Origin of the sequence: Streptomyces sp. NPDC026673 (genome assembly GCF_040638135.1) — a bacterium.
GTDB lineage: Bacteria > Actinomycetota > Actinomycetes > Streptomycetales > Streptomycetaceae > Actinacidiphila.
In genome coordinates this window covers 1-26,398 of sequence record NZ_JBEZXR010000100.1, presented here as the reverse complement: position 1 = coordinate 26,398, position 26,398 = coordinate 1, and the positions used below count along the sequence as shown (strand labels likewise).

16 protein-coding genes and 8 pseudogenes are annotated in these 26,398 nt (G+C 64.7%); 13 read left to right on the top strand and 11 right to left on the bottom strand.

Features of this window, described 5'->3' with window-relative positions:
- The first annotated feature begins 590 nt into the window (after positions 1–590).
- The 3 genes and pseudogenes from AB0F62_RS38475 to AB0F62_RS38465 all read left to right on the top strand — a co-directional run.
- Positions 591–1,829 carry a ParA family protein gene (locus AB0F62_RS38475; protein WP_361810425.1) on the top strand — a complete coding sequence of 413 codons (1,239 nt, stop codon included), beginning with the start codon at positions 591–593 and terminating at the stop codon, positions 1,827–1,829.
- Positions 1,826–2,899: a ParB/RepB/Spo0J family partition protein gene (locus AB0F62_RS38470; RefSeq protein WP_361810423.1), complete on the top strand. Its 1,074-nt coding sequence runs from the start codon at positions 1,826–1,828 to the stop codon at positions 2,897–2,899. The genes AB0F62_RS38475 and AB0F62_RS38470 overlap by 4 nt, the downstream gene beginning before the upstream one ends.
- A gap of 555 nt (positions 2,900–3,454) precedes the next feature.
- Positions 3,455–4,057 (top strand): annotated as a pseudogene (locus AB0F62_RS38465) (IS5 family transposase); the annotation flags it as partial.
- Positions 4,058–4,432: 375 nt separating this feature from the next.
- Here the strand turns inward: AB0F62_RS38465 and AB0F62_RS38460 are convergent.
- Complete coding sequence (locus AB0F62_RS38460) at positions 4,433–5,203, bottom strand: hypothetical protein (RefSeq protein ID WP_361810421.1); 771 nt, start codon at positions 5,201–5,203, stop codon at positions 4,433–4,435.
- A 410-nt stretch (positions 5,204–5,613) separates the two neighbouring features.
- Here AB0F62_RS38460 and AB0F62_RS38455 point away from each other — a divergent pair.
- Positions 5,614–6,324: pseudogene (locus AB0F62_RS38455) on the top strand (ISAzo13 family transposase); the annotation flags it as partial.
- A 34-nt stretch (positions 6,325–6,358) separates the two neighbouring features.
- Here the strand turns inward: AB0F62_RS38455 and AB0F62_RS38450 are convergent.
- The 6 genes and pseudogenes from AB0F62_RS38450 to AB0F62_RS38425 all read right to left on the bottom strand — a co-directional run bounded on the left by AB0F62_RS38450 (position 6,359) and on the right by AB0F62_RS38425 (position 9,409).
- On the bottom strand, positions 6,359–6,607 hold the full coding sequence (locus AB0F62_RS38450; protein ID WP_361810419.1) for a transposase: 249 nt from the start codon (positions 6,605–6,607) through the stop codon (positions 6,359–6,361).
- Positions 6,608–7,086: 479 nt separating this feature from the next.
- Positions 7,087–7,572, bottom strand: coding sequence for a MarR family transcriptional regulator (locus tag AB0F62_RS38445; RefSeq protein WP_361810417.1), 486 nt, complete (start codon positions 7,570–7,572; stop codon positions 7,087–7,089).
- Positions 7,573–8,164: 592 nt separating this feature from the next.
- On the bottom strand, positions 8,165–8,347 hold the full coding sequence (locus AB0F62_RS38440) for a transposase (RefSeq protein WP_361810431.1): 183 nt from the start codon (positions 8,345–8,347) through the stop codon (positions 8,165–8,167).
- 49 nt (positions 8,348–8,396) lie between these two features.
- A pseudogene (locus tag AB0F62_RS38435) lies at positions 8,397–8,597 on the bottom strand (transposase); the annotation flags it as partial.
- A gap of 91 nt (positions 8,598–8,688) precedes the next feature.
- Positions 8,689–9,114: pseudogene (locus tag AB0F62_RS38430) on the bottom strand (IS3 family transposase); the annotation flags it as partial.
- A gap of 58 nt (positions 9,115–9,172) precedes the next feature.
- Complete coding sequence (locus AB0F62_RS38425; protein ID WP_361810429.1) at positions 9,173–9,409, bottom strand: IS3 family transposase; 237 nt, start codon at positions 9,407–9,409, stop codon at positions 9,173–9,175.
- A 187-nt stretch (positions 9,410–9,596) separates the two neighbouring features.
- Here AB0F62_RS38425 and AB0F62_RS38420 point away from each other — a divergent pair.
- Positions 9,597–11,249 (top strand): annotated as a pseudogene (locus tag AB0F62_RS38420) (ISAzo13 family transposase); the annotation flags it as partial.
- A 28-nt stretch (positions 11,250–11,277) separates the two neighbouring features.
- On the opposite strand, the gene AB0F62_RS38415 reads toward AB0F62_RS38420, so the two are convergent.
- From AB0F62_RS38415 to AB0F62_RS38400, 4 genes and pseudogenes are all read right to left on the bottom strand, one after another.
- On the bottom strand, positions 11,278–11,607 hold the full coding sequence (locus AB0F62_RS38415; RefSeq protein ID WP_361810415.1) for a transposase: 330 nt from the start codon (positions 11,605–11,607) through the stop codon (positions 11,278–11,280).
- A 110-nt stretch (positions 11,608–11,717) separates the two neighbouring features.
- Positions 11,718–12,058: pseudogene (locus tag AB0F62_RS38410) on the bottom strand (transposase); the annotation flags it as partial.
- Positions 12,059–12,591: 533 nt separating this feature from the next.
- Positions 12,592–13,695 carry an FAD-dependent monooxygenase gene (locus AB0F62_RS38405; RefSeq protein ID WP_361810413.1) on the bottom strand — a complete coding sequence of 368 codons (1,104 nt, stop codon included), beginning with the start codon at positions 13,693–13,695 and terminating at the stop codon, positions 12,592–12,594.
- 693 nt (positions 13,696–14,388) lie between these two features.
- Positions 14,389–14,946 carry an HD domain-containing protein gene (locus tag AB0F62_RS38400; protein ID WP_361810411.1) on the bottom strand — a complete coding sequence of 186 codons (558 nt, stop codon included), beginning with the start codon at positions 14,944–14,946 and terminating at the stop codon, positions 14,389–14,391.
- A gap of 339 nt (positions 14,947–15,285) precedes the next feature.
- Here AB0F62_RS38400 and AB0F62_RS38395 point away from each other — a divergent pair.
- The 8 genes and pseudogenes from AB0F62_RS38395 to AB0F62_RS38360 form a co-directional block, all read left to right on the top strand.
- Positions 15,286–16,209: pseudogene (locus AB0F62_RS38395) on the top strand (IS701 family transposase).
- 1,962 nt (positions 16,210–18,171) lie between these two features.
- A complete protein-coding gene (locus tag AB0F62_RS38390) occupies positions 18,172–18,936 on the top strand; it encodes an SDR family oxidoreductase (protein ID WP_361810409.1) in 765 nt (254 codons plus the stop codon).
- 380 nt (positions 18,937–19,316) lie between these two features.
- Entirely contained in the window at positions 19,317–20,057 is a 741-nt protein-coding gene (locus tag AB0F62_RS38385; protein ID WP_361810427.1) for a DsbA family oxidoreductase, read from the top strand.
- 510 nt (positions 20,058–20,567) lie between these two features.
- Positions 20,568–21,185 carry a CGNR zinc finger domain-containing protein gene (locus AB0F62_RS38380; protein WP_361810407.1) on the top strand — a complete coding sequence of 206 codons (618 nt, stop codon included), beginning with the start codon at positions 20,568–20,570 and terminating at the stop codon, positions 21,183–21,185.
- A 1,263-nt stretch (positions 21,186–22,448) separates the two neighbouring features.
- Positions 22,449–23,237: an alpha/beta fold hydrolase gene (locus tag AB0F62_RS38375; protein WP_361810405.1), complete on the top strand. Its 789-nt coding sequence runs from the start codon at positions 22,449–22,451 to the stop codon at positions 23,235–23,237.
- A 564-nt stretch (positions 23,238–23,801) separates the two neighbouring features.
- Positions 23,802–24,425 (top strand): HAD-IA family hydrolase, encoded by a 624-nt coding sequence (locus tag AB0F62_RS38370; protein ID WP_361810403.1) that lies wholly within the window; start codon positions 23,802–23,804, stop codon positions 24,423–24,425.
- Between the two features lie 150 nt (positions 24,426–24,575).
- The gene (glsA, locus tag AB0F62_RS38365) at positions 24,576–26,210 is read left to right on the top strand and encodes a glutaminase A (RefSeq protein WP_361810401.1); all 1,635 of its coding nucleotides are present in this window, start codon (positions 24,576–24,578) and stop codon (positions 26,208–26,210) included.
- 85 nt (positions 26,211–26,295) lie between these two features.
- Positions 26,296–26,398: pseudogene (locus tag AB0F62_RS38360) on the top strand (glutamine synthetase); the annotation flags it as partial.

Below are 26,398 nucleotides of genomic sequence, written 5' to 3'. Positions count from 1 at the left end.
ACGTCGAAGTACTTCGCCATCTGCCGAGCTTATGCCGTACCCGAGTACCGCACTCGCGGGGCCGCGCCCCGTCGTCGCAACCACCGCTTCGGACACGGACAAGACCTGCCACCCACGCTCCTGGAAGCCGCAGCCGGCAGCGGTGTCGGATGAAACTTCGATGAGACGAACAGCTCAGTCGTCAATCTTCGGTGAGACCGGCGCATCTTCGCTGAGACAGGACAACAGGCCGTCGTCAATCGTGGGCGAGACCGGTACATGCACCTTGCCGAGATGGGTGAACCAAGCCTTCATCGAGGAGGGAGACGGCGAAGGCAGGCTGGCGTGGTATCACGGCGTGATAATCAGCAGCCGCCGTCCTTCGGGAGGTGCACTGGTCGGCAAGCCACGACAGGCTCGCCGTTGCTGCCCCGAGGCCGTTGTCGACGTTCCTCACCGGTGGGACACCCGATGCGGTACCCGATTCGTGCCCAGATAGCCGTTGTTGTCAGCTGTCGACCATGATGCCCCCTGGCGGCTGAACGAACCCGCCATCCAAAACTAACGTGCCGCCGCTTGATGCGGGCAACCGCGTTAGTAAGGTATCCATCATGGCTTCTCCTGTATCAACAGGCGACCGCGAGAAGGTCGTCTCCAAGCTTCCGGCTCAGCTGCGTCAGGAACTCAAGGTACGCACTGCACAGCTCGGCATCGAAATTCAAACCGCCGTCGAACAGGGCATCGCCCAGTGGTGCAACCTTGCTTCGGCTCCGGCCGCAGTCGACACTGCTGGTGCCGATCCGTTCTCCACCTGGCTGCCGCCCGGTCAGTGGGAGACGTTCAAGACCTCAGCGGTCGACCGTAAGGTCTCGCTCATCCAAGGGCTTGCCCAAGCCGTGAAGGTGTGGTTGCAGATGAATCCTGCCCCTGCCGTAAGCCGTCCGGAGATCCCTCGCCGCATTGTCGTCTGCAACCAGAAGGGTGGTGTCGGCAAGACTGCGATTACCGCTGGTGCAGGTGAAGCCATGGCCGAGGATGCCAACACCCTCCATCCGGTTCGAGTTTCCAAGCACTTTGCTGCTCTTCTCGAGGGCAACAACGCCGAGGCGCTGGACCTCGATGACTTGCCTGGACTCGGTCTGCGTGTGCTTCTGGTGGATTTCGACCCCCAGTGTCACCTCACCAAGCAGCTCGGGCACTCTCCCCTGCCAATGGAGGGCGACAGTCTCACCAAGCACATGGCAGGCGACCCCGCTGGCCAGCTTCGGGACCTGATCGTGCCGATCGACGAGGATCGATTCGGCGATCGCCTGCATCTGCTGCCCAGTTGCAATGATGCCTTCCTCCTCGACGTCCGTCTCGCCGGCGTCCGAGCTCGCGAAGGCGCACTGGAACGAGCACTGGCCCCAATCGAGGGTGAATTCGACGTCATCATTGTGGACTGCCCGCCCAGCCTGGGCCTGAGCATGGACGCGGCTGTCTTCTACGGCCGCCGCAGGCCTGGCGAGGCACCAGGGTCCTCTGGTGCCCTTATTGTCGTCCAGGCTGAGGACAGCTCCGCCGACGCCTACGACCTCCTGACGACTCAGATAGAAGATCTCCGCGCGGACCTCGCGCTCGACGTCGACTACCTGGGGATTGTGGTCAACCACTACGACGCCCGCCGCGGCTACATCGCCACGTCCTCGCTGCAAGCCTGGATGGACATAAAGGATCCCCGGGTCGTGGGCGTCATTGGAGATTTGAAGGAACAGAAAGAAGCAGTGCGGGTCAAGCGTCCGCTTCTCGCATACGCCCCCAAGTCCGACCAGGCCGTCGGCATGCGTGCACTCGCAAGGGAGATCTCATGAGCAAGGCAGCTCAGCTGGGAGCTGGCGCCTCGTTCGGCAATGCTCGTTCTGTCAGCGCACGCCGCGCTGCGATTGGAGCCGCCACTGCAGTACCTACCGCAGGCGTCCCAGAGCCCACGGAGCTCCCGGTAGGTTTGATCAGTCACAATCCGGATAACCCGCGGGATCACTTGAGGGACCTCGACGGGATGACCGAGAGCGTCCAAGAACTCGGTGTCATCAACGCCATCACTGTTGCGAGCGTTGATGCCTACCTCAGCGAGCGCCCGGATCGTGCCGCGGACCTGGACTCGGACACGAAGTACATCGTCGTGGACGGACACCGCCGACTCGAAGCCGCGCGTCGCGCTGGCTTGGCCGCTGTCAAGGTTCATGTCGATGACGCACGAGTGGCCACCGACGAGGCACTGCTGGAGACGGCTTTTGTAGCGAACTTTCATCGCGACAACATGACCGATCTGGAGCAAGCCCACGCCCTCGAATCACTGGTCGCGTTTTACGGCAGCCAGACCAAGGCAGCAAAACGCCTCGGCATCTCGCAAGCCACGATCTCCTCCAAACTGTCCCTGCTCAAGCTTTCCCCCGAACTTCAGGCGGAGGTTGCCAGTGGAACGCGTCAGGTCGAACACGTCCGCAACCTTGGCAAATTGAGTGCCGAAGAGCAGCGCGCTGCAGCCGATGCCCGAGTTGCCGAAGCCAAGCAGCGATCGGGGCGCAACCGTACTGCTACCGTTGCATCGGCTCCATCCACTCCCCCACCGGCTGATTATCACGCCGTGATAAGCCAAGATTCGACTGAAGAGCGGCAGGATGCAGCAGTCAGTGGTTCCTCCACGCTGCAGCCCGAGCCCGATCTGACCTCCGCCGTCCCACCTCAAAGTTCCACGCGGAAGACATCAAAGTCCCACAGTTCCGCGGCATCGGTTGCATCCCGAGGCAAATCGGCGGCAGCGGACGTCGTGCCCTGGCATGACGTGGACAAGGTCGCCGAACTCATTCGAAGCCACATGACAGAGGACGACAGGGCGCTCCTTGCTGAACTCCTGCGGAAGGCCCCGCAGGACACGTAGACGTCCGGTGAGCATCTGCTCAGGCGCCGTTCTCCACTGAGTTCTGGTGGGGTACGGCGCCTGCTGCTTCCGCGGCCTACACAAGGGGTCTGTTGTCAGCCCTGGCATCGGAGGTGATGACGTTGCGATGAATTCATCCCAGCCGCCCGCGGACCTACGTTGCAGGGCCGCGGCATCGATCGGGCGCGTCCGCTGCACGGCGTTGACCGGGAGAAGCCTCCACCGAACGGTGCCCGTACTCCCCCAGTGACCGATTATCACGCCGTGATAATCGGTTGTTCCTTGTAGGCCGGGGCATGTCGGCTACTGGGCCACCGATGCGGCATCTGATCACCCACTCCGGGACCAGGATTCCAGGCGTTGGTGGTGGGGGAGTGCCGTCGCTATGAACGACGACACTCCCAGCCGACGACGGACGTAGCTCCGCTGCCGCCGGACAGCTACTTACTGATCGTTTCAGAGTGAGATCGGCGCGTCGGCTGGCATTCGGTGATCTTCGCTGGCAGTGCCTGCGAGGTGTCTGATGATCTTGTCCCGGATGACCTGTGAGAACGCATAGCCCCGCTGCTGCCGCCGCAGTCCGCGCGAAGGCATAGGAACCCAGGCTGGCTTCGGGTGTCTGACCGTGTTGCACTGGCGGGCATCGTCTATGTACTGGGCGAAGGTGTGGCCTGGCGGGATGTGCCCGCCGGCGTGGTGGGCTGCTCGGGTGTCACCGCCTGGCGTCGGCTGCGGGACTGGACCGAGGCCGGCGTCTGGCCCCGACTGCACACCGAACTCCTCGTCGAACTGCGCAAGGCTGGCTTGTTCGAGATGGACTGCGCGATCGACGGCTCCCATGTCACGGACCTCAAAGGGGGCATCACGTCGGGCTGTCGCCGGTCGACCGCGCCCGACCTGGCTCTCCAAGCACCACCTGATCGTCGAGCGGCGTGGAACCCCGCTGTCCGTGACCGGCGGGAACCGGCACGACGTGACGCAACTGATCTCGCTGCTGGACTCGATCCCTCAAGTACGAGGCCTCGGGGCCGCCCATGCAGCAAGCCCAAGCGACTGTTCGCCGACCGCGGCTACGACAAGTACCGTCGACTGCTCTGGCAGCGCGGCATCAAGCCCCTCATCGCCCGTCGCGGCGTCGCCCACGGCTCCGGCCTCGGCGGACATCAGAGCATCGGCGAACGATTGACCGTGCGCAGCGGATCGGGACTTGCCGCGGCAAGATGTCCTCGGCCAGCGGGTACAGAGACAGACCTCCCGATGCGGTCATCGCACTGGTCTCAGTCAAGATCTTTGTCGTTCCCGAAGCATCAGGCAGTGGGTCGTCGACGTATCCGGGCACCCATCCGAACGTCGCAATAGTTCCCCGCATCAGGCAGAGCCCCCTACATCACTTCCAAGAAGCAACCCTGCACAGCCCTCTTCTGCCGGGTGCTGCATGTTGCGGTCGCCGAGGGCGAGGTCCTTGTCATCCCGCCGCAACCACTGACGCAATTGCGCATCGCAGGTCAGGGGCCCAATGCGCATGCAGGAGCATTAGCGACGTCGATAGCTGGTGGCCAGCACTCCGGCGCGAGCCAGCACGTGGTGAGCCCTCGTTGTACGGGCTGGCGCCTGCCCTGAGCTTTCTGCCAACTCCAGGATGCCCTCGACAGCAAACCGGAGGTGGGAGGCAACGCTTCGGCGACGCTGCTCTGTTTGCCTCTTATCGAGGAGTTCCTCAAGATCATCAAGCCATTCATCGACCCCATCGTCGGTGAGCAGGCTCTCGCGTTGTGCGATCAGATCCGTGGCAGCTTCGCGGACGTCGATGTAGTGCTGCGCAATCCACGATTGCAGGCGCTCCTCATCCGAGGCTCGTGTGCGTACGGCATTGCGTAGCGAACGGGGGTGTCGTGGAACCGATGCGCCAAGCTCGCTGGCTACCCGGAGTCGTTGCAAGCGCTGCATCACGCCGTTTTTGGTGGTGATCCCGAGGGGCGCCCCGAGGCGGACCCAGGCGACGCCAGCCGTGCGGCCGTCTCGCAACGCACGCAACTCCGCGTCATCCAATAGCTGCCGCAGACGACGAATGAGAGTGAGGCGATCCGTGACTTCTGGTCCGCGTTGTACGCGTGGAAGGTGCTTCGTGTTCTTCGACGCTGCCAACAGCGTCAACGCTACGAGTTCGAGTTCGTCGGCCCGAGCGTCGGGATCGGGGAAAAGCTCTAGATCTGGATCGTCAGCCGCGTCATGACGCTGCACGATGCGGCGCAAGATCTCCTTGATGTCGACAGGGGCCATCGGCAGGGGGAATCCACGGGGCATGCACATGTTGTACATCCTCGAAGGGCCAATACTCTATTGGCCACCCCTGGAACACTTCCGAATGCAACTCTGTTCGCATGCGGCACCGGGGTCGTGCGCGTCAAGCATTTCAGCAGGTCAGCCTCGGGGGAGACACGGAAGATCAGCCCATCCCTGCACTCCCAAGGGGCGGTCAAGCTCCAGCTTTCCGTCTGATCACGAGCGACGAGGCGCGCGTGCGGTACGGGATTCCCAGCCGTACCGGCGCTGCGGTAACGGGCGTACAGCGGGGGAGCGCCTGATACACGCATCCGATGGCTTGCTGCAGGCGGGATGGCGTCCCTTCTTGTGGTGTAGCCGATCCTTGGAAGGTTGGGGAGGCGATCCATTCGTCGTCATCCCCAAGAGGACGGCGGTGATCGACCGTAGCCACTGTGCGCCGGGGTGTGATGGAGTTGTCTTTGGGGGTCGGTCCGCTGCTGGGTGGGCGAGTTCGGTTACCGGGCGGGGGCCGCGGGCGGGTCGGGGCGACCGACCGCGGGATGGTGAAGGGCGCTGATGGCACTGGTCGAGCCGGACGGGCGCGGGGATCCGCAGTCTCCGCTGCGGTGTACGGCCGAGTCGCTGTGTCACCTGGCGGACGAGCCGGCCGGGCAGGGGTTTGGGTGTCCGCGCCGACCGTGGGCCGCCTGCTCAGGCAGGCTGGCTTCAGTCTGCAGGGCAACGCCAAGACCCTGGAAGGCGCCCAGCACCCGGATCGGGACGCTCAGTTCCGGTATCTCAATGAGCAGGTCAAGGCCCATCAAGCGGTGGGTGAGCCGGTGGTCAGCGTGGATACCAAGATGCGCGAGCAGATGGGCCGGCTGCCCCTGGCCGGGTGGTAGTGGCGCCCGAAGGGTGATCCGGTCCGGGTCGAGGACCACCACTTCTTCTTCAGCGGCCTGGATATCGAGCAGGCGATCCCATGCGGGGTCTACGACCTTGACCGCAACACCGGTTGGGTCGACGTCGGTATCGACCACGACACCTCCGTCTTCGCGGTGGAATCCATCCGCCGCCGGTGGACCGCCCGCGGCAGCCAGGATTATCCGACCGCGACCCGACTGCTGATCACCGCCGACGCCGGCGGCTCCAACAGCTACCACTACCGGGTATGGCTATCGCACTAGCCCCCGCTCAGGCCGCCCGCACCCCAGCAACGATGGCTTGGTCGATCCGGCGCCGTCGTTCCAGCAGGCTTGGGAAGAAGCTTCCCGACCGCAGCTTGGGGATTGCGAGGTCCAGGTCGCCGGCTTGGGTGCTGAGCGTCTGGTCGCGGTGTCCGTTGCGCAGTGCGGTGCGGGTGTCGATGTGCTCATTCCAGCCGGCGTCGATCTTCGCGGTGGCTTCGGCCTCGATCAGTTCCTGCAGCATCTGCTCGGTCACGTTCCGGACTAGTGCGAGTCCGTCTGCCAAGTGTAGTGACTCCAGCCGGCGAAGTAGGTCAGACTGGGACAGGGCCACCACTCACCTATCGGGTTGAGCTGGCCGTTCGCCAGGAAGAGTTGCATGGCGGCCAGCCTCATGGGCAGGGAGCGGAGGCCACACAGTCAGTGCACCCCGACCACCCCCCCCGCACGTGACCGGCTGCACCACAACAAGGGACGCATACTTTCGTCGAGGCCCCTTACGCCCGTTTCCTCCGGAACCCGTCCCGGTGCGGTGCAGCAGCTCGGTCCGCGAAGCCGCTGAGCCCCCCGCTCGGCGGCCAGCCAGTCGCGCAACGTGACGGCAGTCCGGTCATGGGGTATCCCGATTGAGGCGGTCTGAGCGCGAAGTAGCAGGCTCAGTGGAAAAGTGTGTTCTCAAGCCGCCGAGCTACGCGTGCGAACGGGGGATTCGCCCCGGGCTTCGCAAGGTGGGGTTCATAGGTCTTTCGCGCTTGCGAGTCTGCAGGCGGGGACCAACATTTCCAGCATTGTCGCGCTTATCCCCTCGAGGGCTTTCTGCTGTTCCTGGGTCAACGGGTCAAAGACATATTGGCGTACCTCCTCAACGTGCCGGGCTGCTGCTTCGTGCAGCGCGGCCAGCCCGTAGTCGGTCAAAGTTGCCACGAACCCCCGCCCGTCACTGTCCGACGCGGTGCGGAGCACGTATCCGGACTTCTCCAGCTTGGCCACTGCGTGGGATACCTTGCCGCGGGCGGAGAAGCACTTGTCGGCGATTGCGGCCATGCGCAGACTTCGGTCAGGCGCTTCAGATAGATGCACGAGGATCTCGTAGTACGTGGCCGGAATGCCGGAAGTTGTCCGCAGTTGGTGATCGAGATGCGCGTTCAGCTTGCGCGCGACGGCGATGAAGAGTCGCCAGACACGTTGTTCCTCATCGGTGAGCCAGTGGGTTTCGGACATATCTCAGCCTGTCAACAGTCGAGCGACGTGCGGAAACGTGCAGTGATACGCGCATGCTGTACCAGCGTACGAGACCGGTCGGTCATCAATCCAATGCAGGCTGCTGGGAACGAGACGGTAACGAGGAACGGCACCCCTCCGTGTCAAGCAGAGGCAACCAGGGAGCTATCCCGACGTGGTGAATCGGTGCTTGGGAATGTGGTCGGCAACTACGATGCCGGGGCTGTGGCAGGGGTCGTTCAAGTTGCGCCTGCGGGCTGGCCTTCGAACGCGTGCGTCCCGGCCATAGCCGCTGGCGGGAGTGCTCGAGAAGGGTCTGCACTGTCCAACGTTGGTCTTGGCTCCTCGTTGGTTGCCCGAGGGCGACCACGAAGGGGTACCCGTCCCGTTGCCCCGCCGACGCCGACCCACAGTCCCTGGATTCTTGCCGTGTTCAGGCCGGCCGGGCTGGTTACCGCGATCCGCCCTGTGATGGAGCGGGCCCATGTGGATGGCGTCCCTTCTTGTGGTGGAGCCGATCATTCGGGGGTTGTGTTCGTGGTGTTGGGGAGTGCGGGGGCGCCTCCCGGGAGCTCGGCGGGGTAGATCTGTTTCATGCCGCCTTCGGGGAGGTAACGGCGGGGGAGGCGATCCATTCGTCGTGCATCTCGAAGAGGACGGCGGTGACCAGCGGTAGCAGGGCGTCGTCGTTGAGGAAGACGTGGACGACATCGATGCGGCGTTTGTCTCGCGGTTGACCCGCTCCAGGGGATTCGTCGACTGGATCTTCTTCCAATGTCGTTCGGGAAGACCGCGAGGGCCGTCAGATCCGCCTCGGTGTCCAGCAGCATCGTCTTGACCTTGGGGAGCTGAGCCCCGTGCATGTCGGTCAAGGTCTGCAGTTGGGAGCGTCCCGTCTGGGCGGTGGACTGGGCGAAGATCGTGCGGATGGTGGCGGCCACCACTTCGTCGGCGTCCTTCCGGATGACCGCGAAGGTGTTGTGCAGGAAATGGACTCGGCAGCGCTGGTAGGCCGTGTCGATCATCACCTGGGCCCTGACCTCGGATTCTGGACACGGGGTATGCGGCTTTGGCGAGCGTAGTTGATGTTGTTCGGGATGCTCGTTCGTAGGCGATGGGGCTGCGATGTCCGAGGCTGGAGTGGCGTCGGACGGTGTTGTAGCGGTGCAGCCAGCGGAAGAGGTCGAGGTGGGCTTCGCGTGCGGTGTCCCAGGCTCGGCGGCCTTGGAGGGTCTCGCGTTTGCAGGTCGCGTTGAACGACTCGGCGAGTGCGTTGTCCGCGCTGGAACCGACCGGGCTCATGGACTGGGTGACGCCGGCCGCGTGGCAGGCATCGGCGAAGGCCCGGCTGCAGTATTGGGCCCCGTGGTCGCTGTGGAAGGTGGCGCCGGCGAGGGTGCCGCGGGTCCGTTCGGCCGCGTGCAGGGCGTCGATGACAAGGTCGGCGCGCATGTGATCGGCGATCGTCCAGCCAACCAGGCGCCGGGAGGCGAGGTCGATGACCGTGGCCAGATAGAGGAACTTGCTCCCACCGCTGCCCATTAGGTGATGCCGCCGACGTACTTCGTGTTCACCGCGGTGGCGGTGAAGTCGCGGCCGATCAGGTCCGGGGCCTTCGCAGCGGCCGGGTCTGCGATGGTGGTGCGGGCCTGCGACGCAGCCGGACTCCCGCGAGATTGATGCTCCGCATCACGCGCGCGATCCGCTTGTGGTTGACCCGCTCGCCCTCCTCGCGAAGCTCAGCGGTGATCCTGGGGACGCCGTAGGTGCCGTCCGACCCGCGGTGCACAACCCGTATCCGGTCAGCAAGACGAGCGTCGCACGCCTGCCGGGGCAGCTCGGTCCGCAGCGGTCGCGCGCCAGTAGTAGTAGCTGGAGCGGGCGATGCCGAGGATGATGCACAGCCGCTTCACGCCATAACGGCGCTGGTGGTAGGCGACGAACTGGAAGCGGTTCAGGAGCCGTCAATTAACTACTGTCGGTTTCAGTCCAACTTCGGTGCGTTACGTGGTGGACGGGCTGCCGTGACGATACCGGAGGAGACCCTGGCGGTCCTGGATGCGAAGTTCGCGGCGGTGCTGCCGCATCCGGACGAGCGGCAGCGCCGCCTGTACCTGGCCTCCGAGGCCGAAGTCCTGGGACATGGCGGTATCGCGGCCGTGGCCAGGCTGGCCGAGGTCTCGGAGTCAACCATCGCGCGGTGGCGGGACGAGCTCGCCGCTGGGGCCGAGATACTGGGGCGGGTTCGCCGGCCCGGCGGCGGACGCAAATCGGCGACCGAGCGCGACCCGGGCCTGCGGCCCGCGCTCGAGGCGCTGATCGAGCCGCGAGAGGTCGGTGACCCGGTCTCCCCGCTGCGCTGGACCACCGCCCCGCTGCGGAACCTGGCCCGCGAGCTGGCCGAGACAGGGCATCCCGTCAGCGCCCCGGTCGTCGCAGACCTGCTGCACTCGATGGGCTTCAGCCTGCAGGGCATGGCCAAGACCCGGGCCGGCAGCCACGTGCCCGACCGCGACGCCCAGTTCCGGCACATCAACACTGCCGTCGAGCACTTCCTGGAGCAGGGCATGCCGGTGGTGAGCGTGGACGCGAAGAAGAAGGAGCCGATCGGTGACTTCGCCCGCCCCGGCCGCACCTACCGCCCCAAGGGAAAACCGATCACCGCCCCGGACCACGACTTCGTCGGCCCCGCCACCTCCATCGCCATCCCGTACGGCATCTACGCCCTGGGCCGCGACAGTGGCTGGGTGAACGTGGGCACCGACCGCAACACCGCCGCCTTCGCGGTGGAGTCCCTGCGCCGCTGGTGGTACGCCCGGGGTTGCCTCTACTATCCCGGCGCCGACCGGATCCTGGTCACCGCGGACTCCGGCGGGGCGAACTCGGCCGACTCCCATCTGTTCAAGATGGGCCTGGCCGCCTTCGCCGACGAGTGCGGGCTGAGCATCACCGTCATGCATTTCCCGCCCGGTACTTCGAAATGGAACAAGGTCGAACACCGACTGTTCTCCCGCATCACCCACAGCCTGCGCGGTCAGCCGCTGACCAGCTACGAGGTGCTGCTGCAGACCATCTCGGCAACCCGCACCAGCACCGCACTGACCGTCAGCGCCGTGCTGGACGAGAACGGCTACCCCACCGGGTGCGTGCTCACCAAGGCCGAGCGCAAGACCATCACCCAGCGGGTCGAGCGCGCTGAGTTCCACGGCGAGTGAAACTACACCATCGCCCCCTACGACCCCGAGTAGGCTCCACTGGCCGATCCGGAACAGGCGAAGGCACCCCCGATACCGGCCGAGGCCACCTTCCTGCTCACCCACCCGGCCGTGACCGGCATGTGCCGCGAGCGGCTCGACCACCTCGTGGAGGAGCTCGAGCCCTGCCGCCGGATCCTGGCCGAGGCCGAGCGTGAGAGGAGGAAGGGCATCAACCGGCGCGGATACAACCCCGGTTTCGGCTTCCTCGACCACCGCCACCGGATCCTGGCCGCCGTCCTGAGCCGCCGCAACACCGTCACCCTCACCCTGGCGGCCCGACTGCTCGGCCGGGACCGCAACACCCCGAGCTACCAGGCCCACCGGACCATGGCGCTGCTGGCTTTCGCTGCCCCCGACATTGCCGCAGTCATCGCCGGGCCCTGGCGGACCCACCCGCCTCGCGCGCTCGAGGCCCTCCAGAGCGCGATCACCGACTACGAGAGCAACATCAAGTCATGCAGTAGTCAATTGACGGCTCCTCACCAGCGCGTCTCCCCGGCGAAATACTTGGCCGCCTCCCGCAGGATCTCCCGCTCTTCTTCCAGCTCGCGGACCTTCTTGCGCAGGGCCGCGTTCTCCGCCTCCAACGGGGTGGGCGGCTCGGCCGGTGCCTCCGCGCGGCGCCCCGGGGCCGGCTCGCTCCGGCTGCCCTGACCCAGTTCCGCAGGGTCTCGGGATTGATCCCCAGATCGGCAGCGACCTGCCGAATCGTCGCCCCGGGCCGCGACTGGTACAGCGCGACCGCGTCCGCCTTGAACTGCGGCGGATAGTTCTTCATGACCACGAGATGTCCGTTCTCAGATCCTCGGGACTCAGTGTCTCGTATGTCCAAGATCAGTGGTCAAGGCCCCCTTGGATGGCTTTGACCAGGCCGGTGTGGTGGCCGCCGATCACGAGGCGGACGCCGGCGAGACCTCGTTCGCGCAGGTGACGGAGGAATTGGGTCCAGAACAGTTCGGTCTCGCTGTCCCCGGCCATCACCGCCAGGACGTCATGCCCGCCGTTTTCGGTCACCGCGATGGCAATGACCACGGCCCGGGAGACGATCTGGTGCCGGGCGCGGGCCTTGCAGTAGGTGGCGTCCAGATACAGGTAGGGGAAGCGGGTGTGGTCCAGAGCCCGGGTGCGGGAGGCGGTCGGCTGCCGGCCGAGGTCGGTGCAGATCCGTGAGACCTCGCTTTTGGAGAGATCCCGGTGTCCGCTCCGAGGGCTTTGACCAGGTCGTCGACCGAGCACCAGCAGGCGGAGTAGGTCGGACTGGGACAGGGCGACCACGGGCCCTCGGGCTGAACTGGACGTTCACCAGGAAGAGTTGCATGGTGACCTGCCTCATGGGCAGGGGACGGAGGCTACAGAGCCGGTGCATCCCGGCGTACACCTCCGACGTGATCAGCTACACCACAAGAAGGGACGCCATCCCCATGTGGGCCATCGAAGGTGCTGGCGGCCTGGGGTGCCCGGTTGACACCAGGCTGGCCGACGACGACAGCATGCTCACGGACGTCCCCGCCGGAGCTTGCCTGCCGGGCGCGACTGCTGTCCACCGGCCACGGCCGCAAGTGCCAGGAGGCCGACGCTCTGTCAAAGGGAATCGCCGCCCATGCCGCCACCAGACCCAGTACCGCCCGGATCACCTCACTTGGCCTGGCCGGAGCGGGGTTGCCTGAGACTACAGCTGAGATTGACGTTGACCACCCGGGGTGGGAACGGTTGCTTGGCCAGATGCGGAGGGATCCCCGTGGAGGCGTGCAGAAAGGACGGATTACGGCTGGTCGTGGAGAGGGGCGTGATTGGACTTGAACAGGCGCTCACCGGCGTGGCGGAGAGTGATATTGCGCAGTGGGCCGGGCAGGTTGCGGGCTTTGTCCCGGCGCTGATTTTGTGCTGATACCCAGGCGACGCGCTTGGCACGTCGATCCTGGAAGGCAGCAAGGGCCGTGGCAACGTCTGGCGTGCGCTCGAGAATGTCGGCGAGTACCACGGCGTCTTCGAGCGCCATTGCGCCGCCTTGGGCCATGCTGGGGGAGAGGGTGTGGGCAGCGTCGCCAATGAGCACCGTGCGTGCACGCGTCCACGCGGTGTTCCGACTCTCGTACAACGCTGCGAAGTGCGCGGCCGCTCCCTGCTCGAGCAACTGTGGGACCGGGCCGCCGAAGTCGACGAATAGCGTGCGCCAGTCTCCGGCAGGGGCCGTGAATGCTGGGCTGTTGATGTCGGCGTAGCAGTAAACGCGGCCGGCGCCAAGTTGTACAGTCAGGAAAGTTCGCCCCTTGGCGCCCAGACGAGCTGTCCAGTCGGTGATGCCGGGTATTGCTGTGTCGTCGGCGATGAACCGCCAGCAGAGTTGACCCAAGAATCGGGGGCTCGACCCCGGGAACTGGGATTTCCGCACTGCCGAGTTGATGCCGTCCGCACCCACAACGAGGTCGTATGTACTGGTGGTGCCGTCCGCAAAGGTCACGGCCCCTTCATCGGTTACCGCGATCACCTCGGTGTTGTAGCGCACGGCATCGCTGTCGACCATTGCGTGCAGCAGGTCGTGTAGATCGCGTCGGGTGGTTGCCATGCAAGGGCCGACTTCGCCCCAGATCCGGTCCACGGTGAATTCTGTAAGAGGGCGACCACGGTGGTCCTCGAGCCGTTGCCGCACCACCGGTTTCGCGTGGGTGGCCAAATCTTCTTCAAGGCCGATGGCACGAAGGGCGCGAACCGCGTTTGCGGGCAGGTAGATACCGGTTCCAAGGGCAGGGTCCTCGTTGCTGCGACGCTCGACGACTTCCACCGGGAATCCGAGGTCTACCAGCGCTTTGGTCAAGGCCAGCCCAGATATGCCGGCCCCGACGATCAGAATACGGGGCTTGTTCACGGGGTGTTTCCCTACTGGTAACGATCAATGTGACGGATCTGATGTGCGGCGGGGCCGTGGAGGCCTCACTGCAGTACGACGAAGGCAGTGGCATCAAATCACACCCTGCGTGGCGGCCGGTGCGGAAGAGGTTGTGGCTTCAGGCCGCGCGGGGAAATGCTGTCGAGTCTGGCGAGCGAATCAAGTGAGGGGAATTTCGCATATTTCACCTGGAGTTGATGCGCGTCACTCAGGAATTTACGGCCCATGGATTTAATGCCTTGGTGGAGCGTTGTCGCGTTCTTCGTCCGTGTGACCGCGGCGGGAAGTGCGAATGAACGTCGTGGCCGCGCGGATCGGAACTGACTCGCCGGGACGACGGCCACCTTCTTGGTGGCGCTTCTGTACAGCTTCTATCGAGCCTCTGCTTCAGCTCCATCCGGTACTCCGGGATCCGGCCCACACTGTGGTGTTGAAGTTTGAGGCTTGCAAGTGTGCCGCGTGACCGAGGCACTCCTCGCGGAGTATTTGACCGTCAGTTTGTGGGTGATGTGCTGGGTCTGCCCGATCGAACCAAGGGTGCCCCACCTCGTGTCCCGGTTTGGTTCGCCAGCCTGGCGTCGACGGCCGAAGCCTGTTGACGGAGGGAAGAACGGTCACCGCGGTTCCCAGGTGCGCCTCGATTGTCCCCGCGCGCGGCAGTGAATGCGGCGGTCAAAAGGCAGGGTTGACGCCCTTGTGTTCTGGGTGGGCTAGGTGAGCAGCCAGAAGCCCTCCTGGCCAACTGGACCGTGGTGCCTTTTCGGGGCACCGCAGGGCTTGCTCGACCACCGCATCGGCGAGTACAGCTTCGATGTTCATGCGGGGGAGGAGATCGAGCAGGGGGGCCAGTTCCTCTTTGTACTGAGGACCGGTAGGACCGGCTCTACCGAAGTCGGCCATGACGCCGAGGCGGACAAGCCTGGGCAACGTGCCCATGCGCTCGGCAATGCCCGGGGAAGTATGCAGGGCAATCGCCTCCCAGATCTTCTGGACCAGCGGAGCAGGCCAGCCGTGTGGAGACAGGAATTCCCGTGCAGCATCGGCGCCCTCGACCTCGAAACGCTGCGGGCCATCATGAGACCGGGCCGTTCCCGCGTCGTGGAACAGGCATGCCACGGCCAGTGCCTCGCGATCCCGTTCCGCGACTCCCTCTTGCCGGCCTACGTGGTCGGCCAGCAGCCACACTCGCACACTGTGATTGAGAATCGCCGGATGGAGGATGGACCGCATCTGCCTGTACGCGGAATCCGCGACCGGCCCCCCGAAAGACACAACCACCCCGCGTCCTCCCTCCTCGACGATTGCGATGACATCCGCAGGGTGACAATAGCGGGCTCCGTCGTCCGACCGTGACACAGCCGCGTGGGTTCTATTGCCCGGAGTCCCGCCAGGGGCGCTCGTCGTGAAGCGGTCAACCCATCATGGGACTGGCCGGGCCCAGGAGGTGCGGCTGCGGTAGTGGTAACGGGCGCCGGCCCAGCCTGTGCCAAACCCGGTGATCTTCGCGGCGGCCCTGTACTGCAAGGGTCTTTGCAGTGGTGGGTGGGCAGCGGGCTCGTTGAGGTGGGCATGGGGTGGGATCTGGTGCCGGCTGATGCGAGTCGGTGGTCGTTGGGCCTGTCGGAGTTGCATGAGCGGTTTGTGCACCGGTTCGCCAGGTCGGAGCCGCGTGAGTCTGCGCTGGCCTATATGCAGGGGCTGATAGCCCCGCTGGAGCGGAAGAACGGCTGGACGCCGGCTGAACGGGCCGGTCACGCGGCTTCGGACCGGATGCACCGACTGCTGGACCGGATCGAGTGGGACGCCGACGAGGTCCTCGATGACGTGCGGGACTACGTCGTCGAGCATCTCGATGACCTGACGCGGTGCTGATCGTGGACGACGCCGGCTGCCTGAACAGGGGGTGCGGTCGGCTGGAGTGCAGCGGCAGTACTCCGGCACCGCCGGACGCACGGAGAACTGCCAGGTCGGGGTCTTCCTCGCCTATGCCACCGACCGCGGCCACACCCTGATCGACCGCAGGCTGTATCTGCCGATGTCGCGGACCGACGACCGTGAGCGATGTCGCCAGGCCGGCATCACCGATGAGGTGGCCCCCGAGACGAAGGTGGCAATGGCAGGGCCATGGTCCGCCGGGCGATCACCGACAAGGTCCCGTGCCGGTGGATGACCGCAGATGCCGCCTATGGCTTCAGCAAGAGCTGGCGCACGGAGCTGGCACAGGCGGATGTCCTTCACGTCATGGCCACCACCCGCCATGACACCGTCGTTACCCGGTGCGCCAGCGAGGAGTGCGTCCAGACCGCGAAAAGTGAGTGCGGCCTGGACGACTACCAGGTCCGCCGCTACGACAGCTGGCACCGCCACATCACCTTGGCCATGGCCGCCCACGCCTGCCTGACCGTCCTGCGGGCCCGAGAACTGGATGCCGGGAAAGCAGAAACGGGTCCTCCGGCCTCATCCCGCTCAGCCTGCCCGAGCTCAGACGCCTGATCACCCGACACCCCACCGCCGACCACACTCCATCGACCACGTCTGCACTGGTCACTCTGGTGGCGCCGGCGACAACATCAAGCCCGCATAAGTCACTACAAATGACGCGGCTACACACGACCCGAAGCTGCCCACCCGTCACGGCAACGACCGTTGCAGTACTGGGTGACTTGGCGTCGTAGGCGCGGGCGAAGCCATCGATCGCCTCCTGGGCGCGGGCGGGGTTCTCCATGTTGTGAATTTTCTGCATCGCCGTTGTCGTGCCCGGCTGCGAGGATCTTGGTGGGCAGTTCGCAATGTTTCGGGTTCTGTGGAGCCAGCAGCGATGGTGCCGGTCGGCGGGTATGCCTCGGCCGAACCATCCCACGAGCCCTCGCGCCGTGGCCGACGACCAATTCGGTGCTTCCGCATGCCGCGGCGTCGAGAGTCATGCGGTGGTCCGATTCACGACCCGGTGGGCTCGTGCAGCCCCGAGCGCGATCGGCTCCTTGGTGTCGTTAGACACTTCCCGAGAAGGACCAGGACGCACGAATGCGCCTGCTCGAACCGGACTTTCGGGCGCACGCCATTGGCCTAGGCGTAGATGCAGTGGCGGGTCGGTAGGTCTCGGTCCTGGGAGGCGGCACGGTCGTCCCTGCTTCGGCAGCCGGGTCACGGCGGCCGGCCAGCCGTGCTCGACGGGGAGCTGCTCCAGCGCGGGCTCGACGTCCTTGGGGGACACGTCGTGCAGGTTGAGCAGAGGGGGGATTTCTCTTTTTGGGGAGTACCCTTCTTGTTTCGCCAGTCTCGTTATCGATTCGGCGGGCTTTGCTCCGGCGGCATTGGTTTGAACAAGCCCGGCTGCAGTGACGACGCTGCGAGGCTGGTGATGGCCCTTGCGGATCTGCGGGCGCCGCTCGTGCCCGCAGCGCTCGGTTTGGTCTCCAACTCCGCGGTCTACTGGCTGACTTCCACCTTCAGTGCTGCGGCGAGTACGCGGCGACCGCCCTCACGAACGATCTTGTCGATCATCTGGGATCCCTACTGGGCCGAGTCGTATTCGGTGACTCCGGTGAGTTGCGGATGCATCATCCCGACTCGTCGCTGCGACGTGGGACTACTCGGAGAGCTTCGAGGGATTGTCCGGGCGGGTGCGCGCGGCGACTCCCCGCCGAGCGGCTCATCCACGGATCTCGAGCTCGCTCCGGCGACCGGGCGGTCAGCTGTACCCGGGTTGATGAACGGAGGTGGTCACAGGTTACCTGAGATTCGCCGCGTGATGTCGCCCGGAGTAGCCCTCTGAACTGCGAAGATGGTCTCCTCACGGACGACTTCACTCGAAGATCACCAGGTAGGTATATGCGGCCCTGGCGCCTACGGAGTGAGGGACGTGCAGTCCTGACTGTGGTCCACGTCACTGCGATTCCGGCTGTACCCCCTCTAAGGGGGTACTTAAGATGATTGCGTGCGCTCGACGTTCTCCGGAGCCTCCGGGCTCCGGAGAACATCAGCTCAAACCGGTCCGTTGACCGATCGAGTCGGTCAACGGCAACCTCAGAGGCCAGCTCGAACGTGAACGACGTGGGTCAGAGTTCCCATAGGCGTCCTGGCCCGCGTCGACCGGCGTCATTGTCCTCACCACCGTGAGCAGACTCCACGCGCCGTCGGCATCCCGTCACACGATCACTGTATCGACCGCGGTCGTTGGCCCCTCGGGGATGGGCCCACTCGTGGTCGATAGCTGCGCGGGCAACCGAGCTGTCGCGACGGTTCATAGGGCGCCCGCACAGCACTGTCGAGGATGGGGGCGCTCCCTTCCGAGAATTTTATCTATCGTTCATTCCAGATAGAGTGCCTAGCGGAGCGTCGGAGCGTTCAATCCTGTGCCGCCCCCCTCAGGTGTGCGTCGCGTGTCAGACCGTCCCAGCGAAAATTCCATCCTCGCGGCCCAAAGCGGCCGTATCGGTACTTAACGGAGCGAATGTGTCTCACCGTCTGGAATCCAAGGTCATCATTGTTACCGGCGGTACGTCCGGCATGGGTTCCGCTTTTGCGATGCGCGCCGCATCGGAGGGGGCGGCGGTGATCATCGGAGCGCGGGACAAGGCCATGGGTGACGCGACGGTGGAAGCAATTGTCCGTGATGGCGGGACGGCGCTCTTCGTCCCCACTGATGTGACGGTTGAGGAGGAGGTCGCACATCTCGTTGATGTCGCGGTGCAGGAGTTCGGCGGTCTGCATGGTGCCTTCAACAACGCGGGTGGCGGCAACAGTCACGGAGCGGTTCGCGACATTGAGGCGTCGTTCTGGGACGGTATCGTGGCGCTGAATCTGACCAGTGTCTTTTACAGCCTCAAGTATGAGATTCCGGCGATCGTGGCCAGCGGCGGTGGTTCTGTTGTCAACAACGTCTCGGTCGTGGGTGTGGTGGGCGACCCCACCGCTGCGGCCTACTCGGCAGCCAAGCACGGCGTAGTGGGCCTTACCCGCTCTGCGGCGCTCGATGTGGCGAAGGAGAACGTGCGGGTCAATGCTCTGGTGACCGGCCTTGTCAACACCCCACTGTGGCGAGGCCTCATCCAGAGTAATCCGGAAGCGGCAAGTACGATTCTCAACCAGCAGCCGGCCGGTCGGGCTGCTTGCGAAACCGAGATTGCAGCCTTTGTTGCCTTCCTGCTGAGTGACGAGAGCCCGTTCATCAACGGTGCCGCACTCGCCATTGATGGTGCCCTCACCGCCGGCTACTGACCGCCGGCTACCAGTTTGATGCCTTTGCCCCTCGTCATCGTGTGGAAGTGCGTCGACGACGTGGGGGAGCAGGCATGTTGACTACATGCTTTGGGGGATGGCGGTTGCTTCGGCACGGGGAGCCGGGGGCCACAGCCGACCGCCCCTGACCACTACCGTGAGGAGTGGGTGTGTCCGCTGTCGATCCCCGGCTCCCGTAGCGGAGTCATAAAGTCCCCTGATCATGGTCCACTTCGCCCCAATGGTTGCGGCTGTGAGGCGCGGAGAGCTGGTGGTGCTGTGTTGCCGCTCAGCGGCCGAGCTGGACAGTCTGTGGGCTACCTCATTTTTGAAGGTGCAGCCCTGTGCCGCACAGATTATGCCTTGAAGGGGGGAAGATGATGCGCGTCGACCTGTGGTCGGACGTTTCCTGTCCATGGTGTTACATCGGCAAGACCCGATTCGAAAAGGCGTTGGCCGTGTTCCCGGACCGGGACGCTGTCGAGGTCGCCCATCGTTCCTTCCAACTCAACCCTCGTCTGACCCGCACCAGACCGGCGGTAGGCATGGCTCACGCGAAAAAGTACGGCATGACTGTCGCGCGGATTCGGGTGACCGAGGAACGCCTGGCTGCCATGGCGAAGAAGGAGGGGCTCGGGTATCTCGTCAACTTCAGGGATCACGGCAACACCTTCGACTTGCATCGACTGCTCCGTCTGGCCGGGGTCCATGGGCTGGACGATGAGCTGCTGACACTTTTCTACGAGGGCAACTTCGCCTCGGAGCGGAGCATTTACGACGCGGACCACCAGGTGGAACTTGCTGTGCGCGCCGGACTCGACCCATCCGAGGTACGTGCTGTGCTGGCTGACAAGCATGCGTACGCCGAGGAGGTGCGCAGGGATGAGGAGGAGGGCGTGGACCTGGGAATCACCGGCGTGCCGTTCTTGGTGATCGACCGGAGGTACGGCGTTTCCGGTGCTCAGCCGGATGAGGTCTTCACCGAGGCGCTGAAGCAAGCCTGGGCAGACCGTCGAGTCGGGCTGACGGCTCTCGAAGCAAGCGACCGAGGCCGAGCTACGCAGACCAATCTTGTGACGAGCCGCACAGAGTGGGATCGGACGGAACCCCGCGCACCGTAGCCGGCCGATTCCGGCTTGGGCTGGTCCCCGGTGCTTCATGACGGAGGACGGGCCGGTTCCCACCCCGGCAAAGTACGCCGGGGTGTTCCCGACATGTCCGCAGGACGGAGGGCACGTCGTAGCAGCCATCCTTCAGGCGCGCACCGTCCGTCGGCAGGTCGGACGCATGGGCTGTGCTCAACCTCTCAGGCAGAGTGGCCGCGGTCTGCTGAGAAGCCGAGGCTTGAGGTGCGAACGTTCGGATCTGGCGCCGAGCGCTGTGTCGACTCCCGATTGTGCGGCTGGCCACACACCAGCCGCCCACCCTGGTCCGCACAGATCGCGCAAGTCCGGTCGCTCCAAGACTTAAGAGGCGTGTTCGTGGGCCTCTCAGTCAACCCGCGCACTCCGCGGGCTCCCACACGTTGCACGCGGTTCCCACAGGGTTCGGTTTGGGGGCGCAGCTGCACGGAGCGTAGTTGTTCTTGTACCGGAGTCCGACAACTCCTGAGGCGGGCCTACCATGGAGTCATGAGGATCTCCACGCCGGGGATAACGGCATACACGCCCAGCGGAACACCGTATCTGTTTGATGCGGGGTCGCTGTGTTTGGAGTTCCTGACATCCGGTGGACCTGGGGAGCTGAGCCGCTACGACGTCCTGCACACCCCGCCCGACCTCGGACGCTGGCTCGGACTCTCGCGGCTGCGCCTCGAACCCGGAGACGTCCATGTCTCCGACGCGGAGCTGCACGCGGCACTCGACCTGCGTACAGCACTGTGGGGAATGGGTCGCAGTGCGGCACGCAACATGAAGCTGTCGCCGGACCAGGTGCAATATGTCAATGAGGCTGCGGAGCATCCGCCGCTCGTCCGGAGGATCGTCGGCGAAGCAGCTGAGTGGCGTTACCCGGCAAGTGGGGCGCAGGCGTTGTCGACGATCGCGAGGGATGCGGTCGACCTGTTCACCGGCGAGTTTGCCGGTCGTATCCGTGAGTGCGATGCACCGGAATGTTTTCTTATCTTCGTGGATACGTCCCGGCCCGGGCTGCGCCGGTGGTGCGCCAAAGACGCGTGTGGCAACAGACACAAGGTGCGGCAGTCGCGTTCCCGTGCTTCCGCCACTCGCCGACCGCCCAGCACGCGATGAGCGGCGTGATCGTCAGCTGAATGCTTCCCGTCACACGCTGCATGAGGCGCTTTGGTGGTTGCCAACGCTAGTAGGGACCAATTCCGACCGTGCTGCCGAACATCATGCTGGTGGCTGTTCTGTGAACAAATCGTGGCGGACATGCGGAGCCACGGAATATTCCGTGGGCAACTGGGGTGGGTTTGGTCGGATGTCGCTCCAGTCGGTGACTTCACCGTAACTGATGAGACACGTTGACGAAGGCAAGAAGTGGCTGGCCTTGCGCGCGTGGCGACGGTGCAGGCGCTGGAGGCCAACCGTTCATGGCACAGTCCTCTCGACCACCCGGGGGCGTCGGTCGACTCGTGTGGTGGGGGCGATGCCATTCGTGCGCTTTCGATGACGGATGCTGCGTTGCCTGAAGCCACCGGCGTGGGTGGGAGCAGTCGTAGCCCTTGCCGGCATACCGCTTGTCACCCGTCGACGGAGGCCGCGGCGGGATCGGATCGGTTTGCACGAGCGGCCGCAGTCCGGGGCTGTCGTGCCTGTTGGATCGGCGACGCTCATGGGCTGAGGCAGTCCGCTCGGGAGGGTGACCAGGTGGATCTCCGAAACGTGCTTTGCCGAGGTCTGTCGTATTCGGCCCAACCGGTCGCTTCCTTTCGATGGCCGGACGCCGACCCAGTCGATGCCGCACCTGGACCAGTGCTGCTTGTTGCGGGCATTGATCTCGTCCAGGACGACGCGATGCATCTGAGCCCAGACCCGCTCCAGCTCGACTGAACGAACGGCCGGCGGGCGGTGGGCCAGGCGCAAGCCTGGCCATCGTTCGCAACTGCCGCGGCATGCAGCCCGTGGTCGCCGCGAAGATGATTGTGGCCGGCGTCTTCCGATCTCGTGCGCGCCCCTGACCGCCGCCCCGGGATGCTTGCCGTGCGTCTGGGGTGCTGCCCCGCTCTATCACTCCGTCCCGTCCCGTGTCACCCGAACAGGGTGCTCCATGAGGTTGCGTCTCACTGTGCGAGCAGCCCGTGAGCGAAATTGTCCGATTGCTTGCGTACCCTGTATAAAGGGTTACAGCGCAGGGGACGTCTTCACTGCCAATGTGTGGATGCGCCCCCAAGTGACCAGGCGACGGGCTGAGATCCGGTGCTTCGGAGTCCCGGTGCAATGTGGCAGCGGGGCCAACGGTCCTGCGTGTTGTTCTCTGTGATGCCGAGAGCGTCCCGGAATCCGGCCTGCGTGAGCCGTGCAACCGGCTCTGTCCTTAGCCAGGGGTAGCGTGTGAAGATCGAGCAGTATCTGGTGAATGGCGTGTTTGTGCAGCACGCCCCGGCCAAGGGAGTAGCCACGGCTCCTCCCATTGTGTTCGTGCACGGTGGGAGTCATGGCAGTTGGCTGTGGGAGAAGTGGCTGCCCTACTTCGCCGCTCAGGGACGCGAGTGCTTCGCCTTCAGCTGGTTCAATCACACCGGCTCGCACGGGCTTCCGACGGAGCAGTTCGTCCAGCGGAGCATGCTTGACGCCACGGAAGAGCTGGACATCGTTGTCTCTCACGTTGGTGAGACCCCGGTGATGGTGGCGCACAGCATGGGTGCGGCGGTGGTGCAGAAGTACTCCGAGAATCACCCCGTGCGCGCGCAGGTACTTCTGGCACCGGTTGCCTGCACGGAAAGTGCGGGAGAGGCGATACCTCTTCCGTTGGATCTGTCGGTGCCGTTCCCCCCGATGCCGTATGAGATGGCGGTGGAGTGGTTCCTTGCGGGCTGTTCGGACACCGACGCCCGTCGGTACTACAGCCTGATGCCCGATGAGTCGCCCAGGGCGGTGTGGGAGGCCGCGCAGCGCGGAGCGGCAATCGAGATCGATCGGACACGGGTCAGCGGTCCCACGCTCATGGTCGCCGGCGGCAAGGACATCGTCTCACCTGCCCATCTGGTGCGAAAGCACGCTGCACACTTTGGCGCCGACTACCTCTTCCTCGCCGACCGGGCGCACAGCCTGATCCTCGAACCGCGGTGGCGTGATGTGGCTGGGCGTGTCAGCTCCTGGCTCAGCCGCACGGCTTGGTGAATCGTCCACCCAAACCTTCTGGGTGAGCGCGGATGTGACGGAGCAACAAGTGAGAACCGCGATCGGAACCTCAGCAGTGCACCCCAGTCGTGCGCATTGCCCCCCTTCTGATTCCAGCGATCCTGCGGACCCGCACCCGCCGATGTTGGTCTCCCATCGTCACGAACGTGCCGACGGAAGTCCCCGTCCTGGCCGACTCCATGGTCGAGGCGCCGCGTACGGAAAATTCCGTGGGCCGGCATGCCTCTCTCGCATCGGGACATCTCGAATTGTTGTCGACCAAGGCCGGGGACAGCCACCGGGGCAGATCCATCCCTTTCGCGATGTTGAACCTTGATCGGGGAGGGAACACGAGGGCACCCGCCGTTGCTGTGATACGCGTTCGGGTTTCAGCACGGTTCGCGCTGTGAGTGTCACTCGTGGTCGGTCAGCGGGGCGGATTTTCCAAGGTGCCGTCCACTCTCGGAGGAGCGCTTGAAGCCCATGGACACATTGCCGGGCCACTCGCGTCTGCTTCGGTCACAACCCGCCGAACGATCACACATCTCTCATCGGAGTAAGCAAATGGCCTTCCACAAAGGCCTCATCTTGGATTTCGGTGGTGTGCTCACCACCCCTCTGTTGCCGTCGGTAGCCGATTTCGAGCGGCGGGAGGAACTCGACGAGGGAAGTGTCATAGGGCAGCTGTACCTCGATCCCGAGGTCGTGCGGCTGACTGAGGATCTCGAGCGTGGCGCCGTCACGCAAGTGCAGTGGAATAAATTCGCCGCACGCCGTCTTGGAGTGGAATCGGACAACCTGCTGGGACGGATATTCTCGACACTGCGACCAGAACCCCTCATGCTTCAGGCGGCAATGGTCGCCCGCCAGAGTGGCATCCGTGTCGGGGTCCTCTCCAACAGTGTCGGAGCTGATCCGTGGGACCTGTACGAAGGTTACGAACTGGGCGTCAGATTTGACGCCGCACTGATTTCCGGGCAGCACGGGCTACGCAAGCCGGACACGGCGATCTACGAACGCATGCTCAAAATTATGGAACTTCCTGCCAACGAGTGCGTGTTTGTCGATGATGTTGAGCACAATCTGCTCCCCGCAGCCGAGCTCGGCATGGCCACGGTCTTGGCAGCGGATCCGCGGACAACCATCGAAAGCCTCCAGGAGATCCTGGGCATCAGCCTCTTTCCTTGAGGTGCGACCCGAATCTTCGTCGCCCCACCCTCGACGGGGATCCAGCCAGTGGGGTCGCAGAGCTGCACGCCGAGCGAGCACAAATGGGCCGACGCCGCCTGTGACCACCGAGAACGAATCATCCCTCCGTGTGGGGAAAAGGAAATTCCCATGCCAACAACGAAGAAGGCCGGGCCCCGGCCTCCCACCCCCGATGACATAGCATCCTCCGGTTCACAAGGCCGACCGACAAGCAGCGATTTCGGTGATGGATACTACGGAAAGCTTTTCAAGTCGCTCGGCGTTGGTGAGGACGGCAGGATCGCGGCATCTGAAGTGGTCTCGCGCCTGCGCGAGTCGGGCATATCCGAGTCCGATCCGCGAGTCAGTGAGGTCTGGGCGGCCTTGCGGCGAGCCACGGACATGGAGGGTCAGTCCCGGATCAGCCTGGATCGCTTCATCGCCCTGTGCAAGAAGGGCGGAGGCGTCGTCGCGAAGGCCATCAGAGGGGACTTCGTGATCCCGGACTTCGGAGCCCTGCAGACCGAGGTGTCGGGGATCTACGAGAGCTTGCGGCGCGTCGACGACGGGCACGTCGCCGACTACATTCCCCAGTTGGGCCGTGTGGATCCGGAGAACTTCGGGATTGCGCTCTGCACCACGGACGGGCAGCGCTTCGCCGTTGGTGACGCCGATTCGCTCTTCTGCGTCCAATCTGTGTGCAAGCCGATCAACTACTGCCTGACGCTCGAGGAGCATGGCGCCGAGGTCGTACATCGGCACGTGGGCCGGGAGCCCAGCGGCCGCGGGTTCAACGAACTGACCCTGAACAGCGACGGCCTCCCGCATAATCCGATGATCAACTCTGGCGCCATCATGGCGTGCTCCCTCATCCGGCCCGCGCATGACACCGCCGACCGCTTCGACTACGTCGCAGAGACCTGGCGTCGGCTCTCCGGGGGCGGCGCAGTCGGGTTCAACAACGCTGTCTACCTGTCTGAACGCCGCACCGCGGACCGTAACTTCGCCCTGGGCTACTTCATGCGGGAGCACGGTTCCTTCCCCGACGGGACCGATCTGGTCGAGACGCTGGAGTTCTACTTCCAGTGCTGCTCGATCGAGGTCGATGCCCGGTCACTGTCCGTCGTGGCGGCCTCGCTCGCCAATGGCGGGGTAAATCCGCTCACAGGAGAGCGGATCTTCTCCGCCGACACGGTACGCAAGTGCCTCTCGCTGATGTCTTCGTGCGGTATGTACGACTACTCCGGAGAATTCGCCTTCACCATCGGTCTGCCTGCCAAGAGCGGCGTATCCGGCGGCCTGATGATCGTTGTCCCGGGCGTCATGGGCGTCTGCGTGTGGTCCCCGCGCCTGGACACGCTGGGGAACTCCGTGCGGGGTGTGGCTTTCTGCAAGGAACTCGTCGCCCGCTTCAACTTCCACGTGTACGACTCCTTCGCCGCCGGCGAGGTAGCCGGCAAGCGGGATCCGCGTCGCGGCAAGAACGAAGAGGAGATCTCATCCACGATGCGGCTGCTCTGGGCCGCCAGCCAAGGGGACCTGGAAGACGTCCGCATCGCCCTGGCGACGGGCAAGGATCCGAACTCCACGGATTACGACAAGCGCACCGCGCTCCACTTGGCCGCCTCGGAGGGCCACTTCGAAGTCGTCCAGTACCTGCTGGACCACGGGGCCGACCGCCAGGCCGAGGACCGTTGGGGTGGCACACCGCTCGCCGACGCACAGCGCGGCAACCACGACCACGTGTTCAAACTTCTACAGCCTGTTCCAACGGTGGTGAGCTGACCGACCGCCGCGTCGGTTCATCGCGTCATCCCGACAGCGCCCTGCCACGCACACGCGCAGGTCAGTTCAGAAAAGGAAAACGAGAATGCCATTCAAGGCCGAGTACATCTGGATCGACGGTACCGAGCCGACCGCCAAGCTGCGCTCGAAGACCAAGATCCTCGCCGACGGCGCGGAGCCGGGTGTGT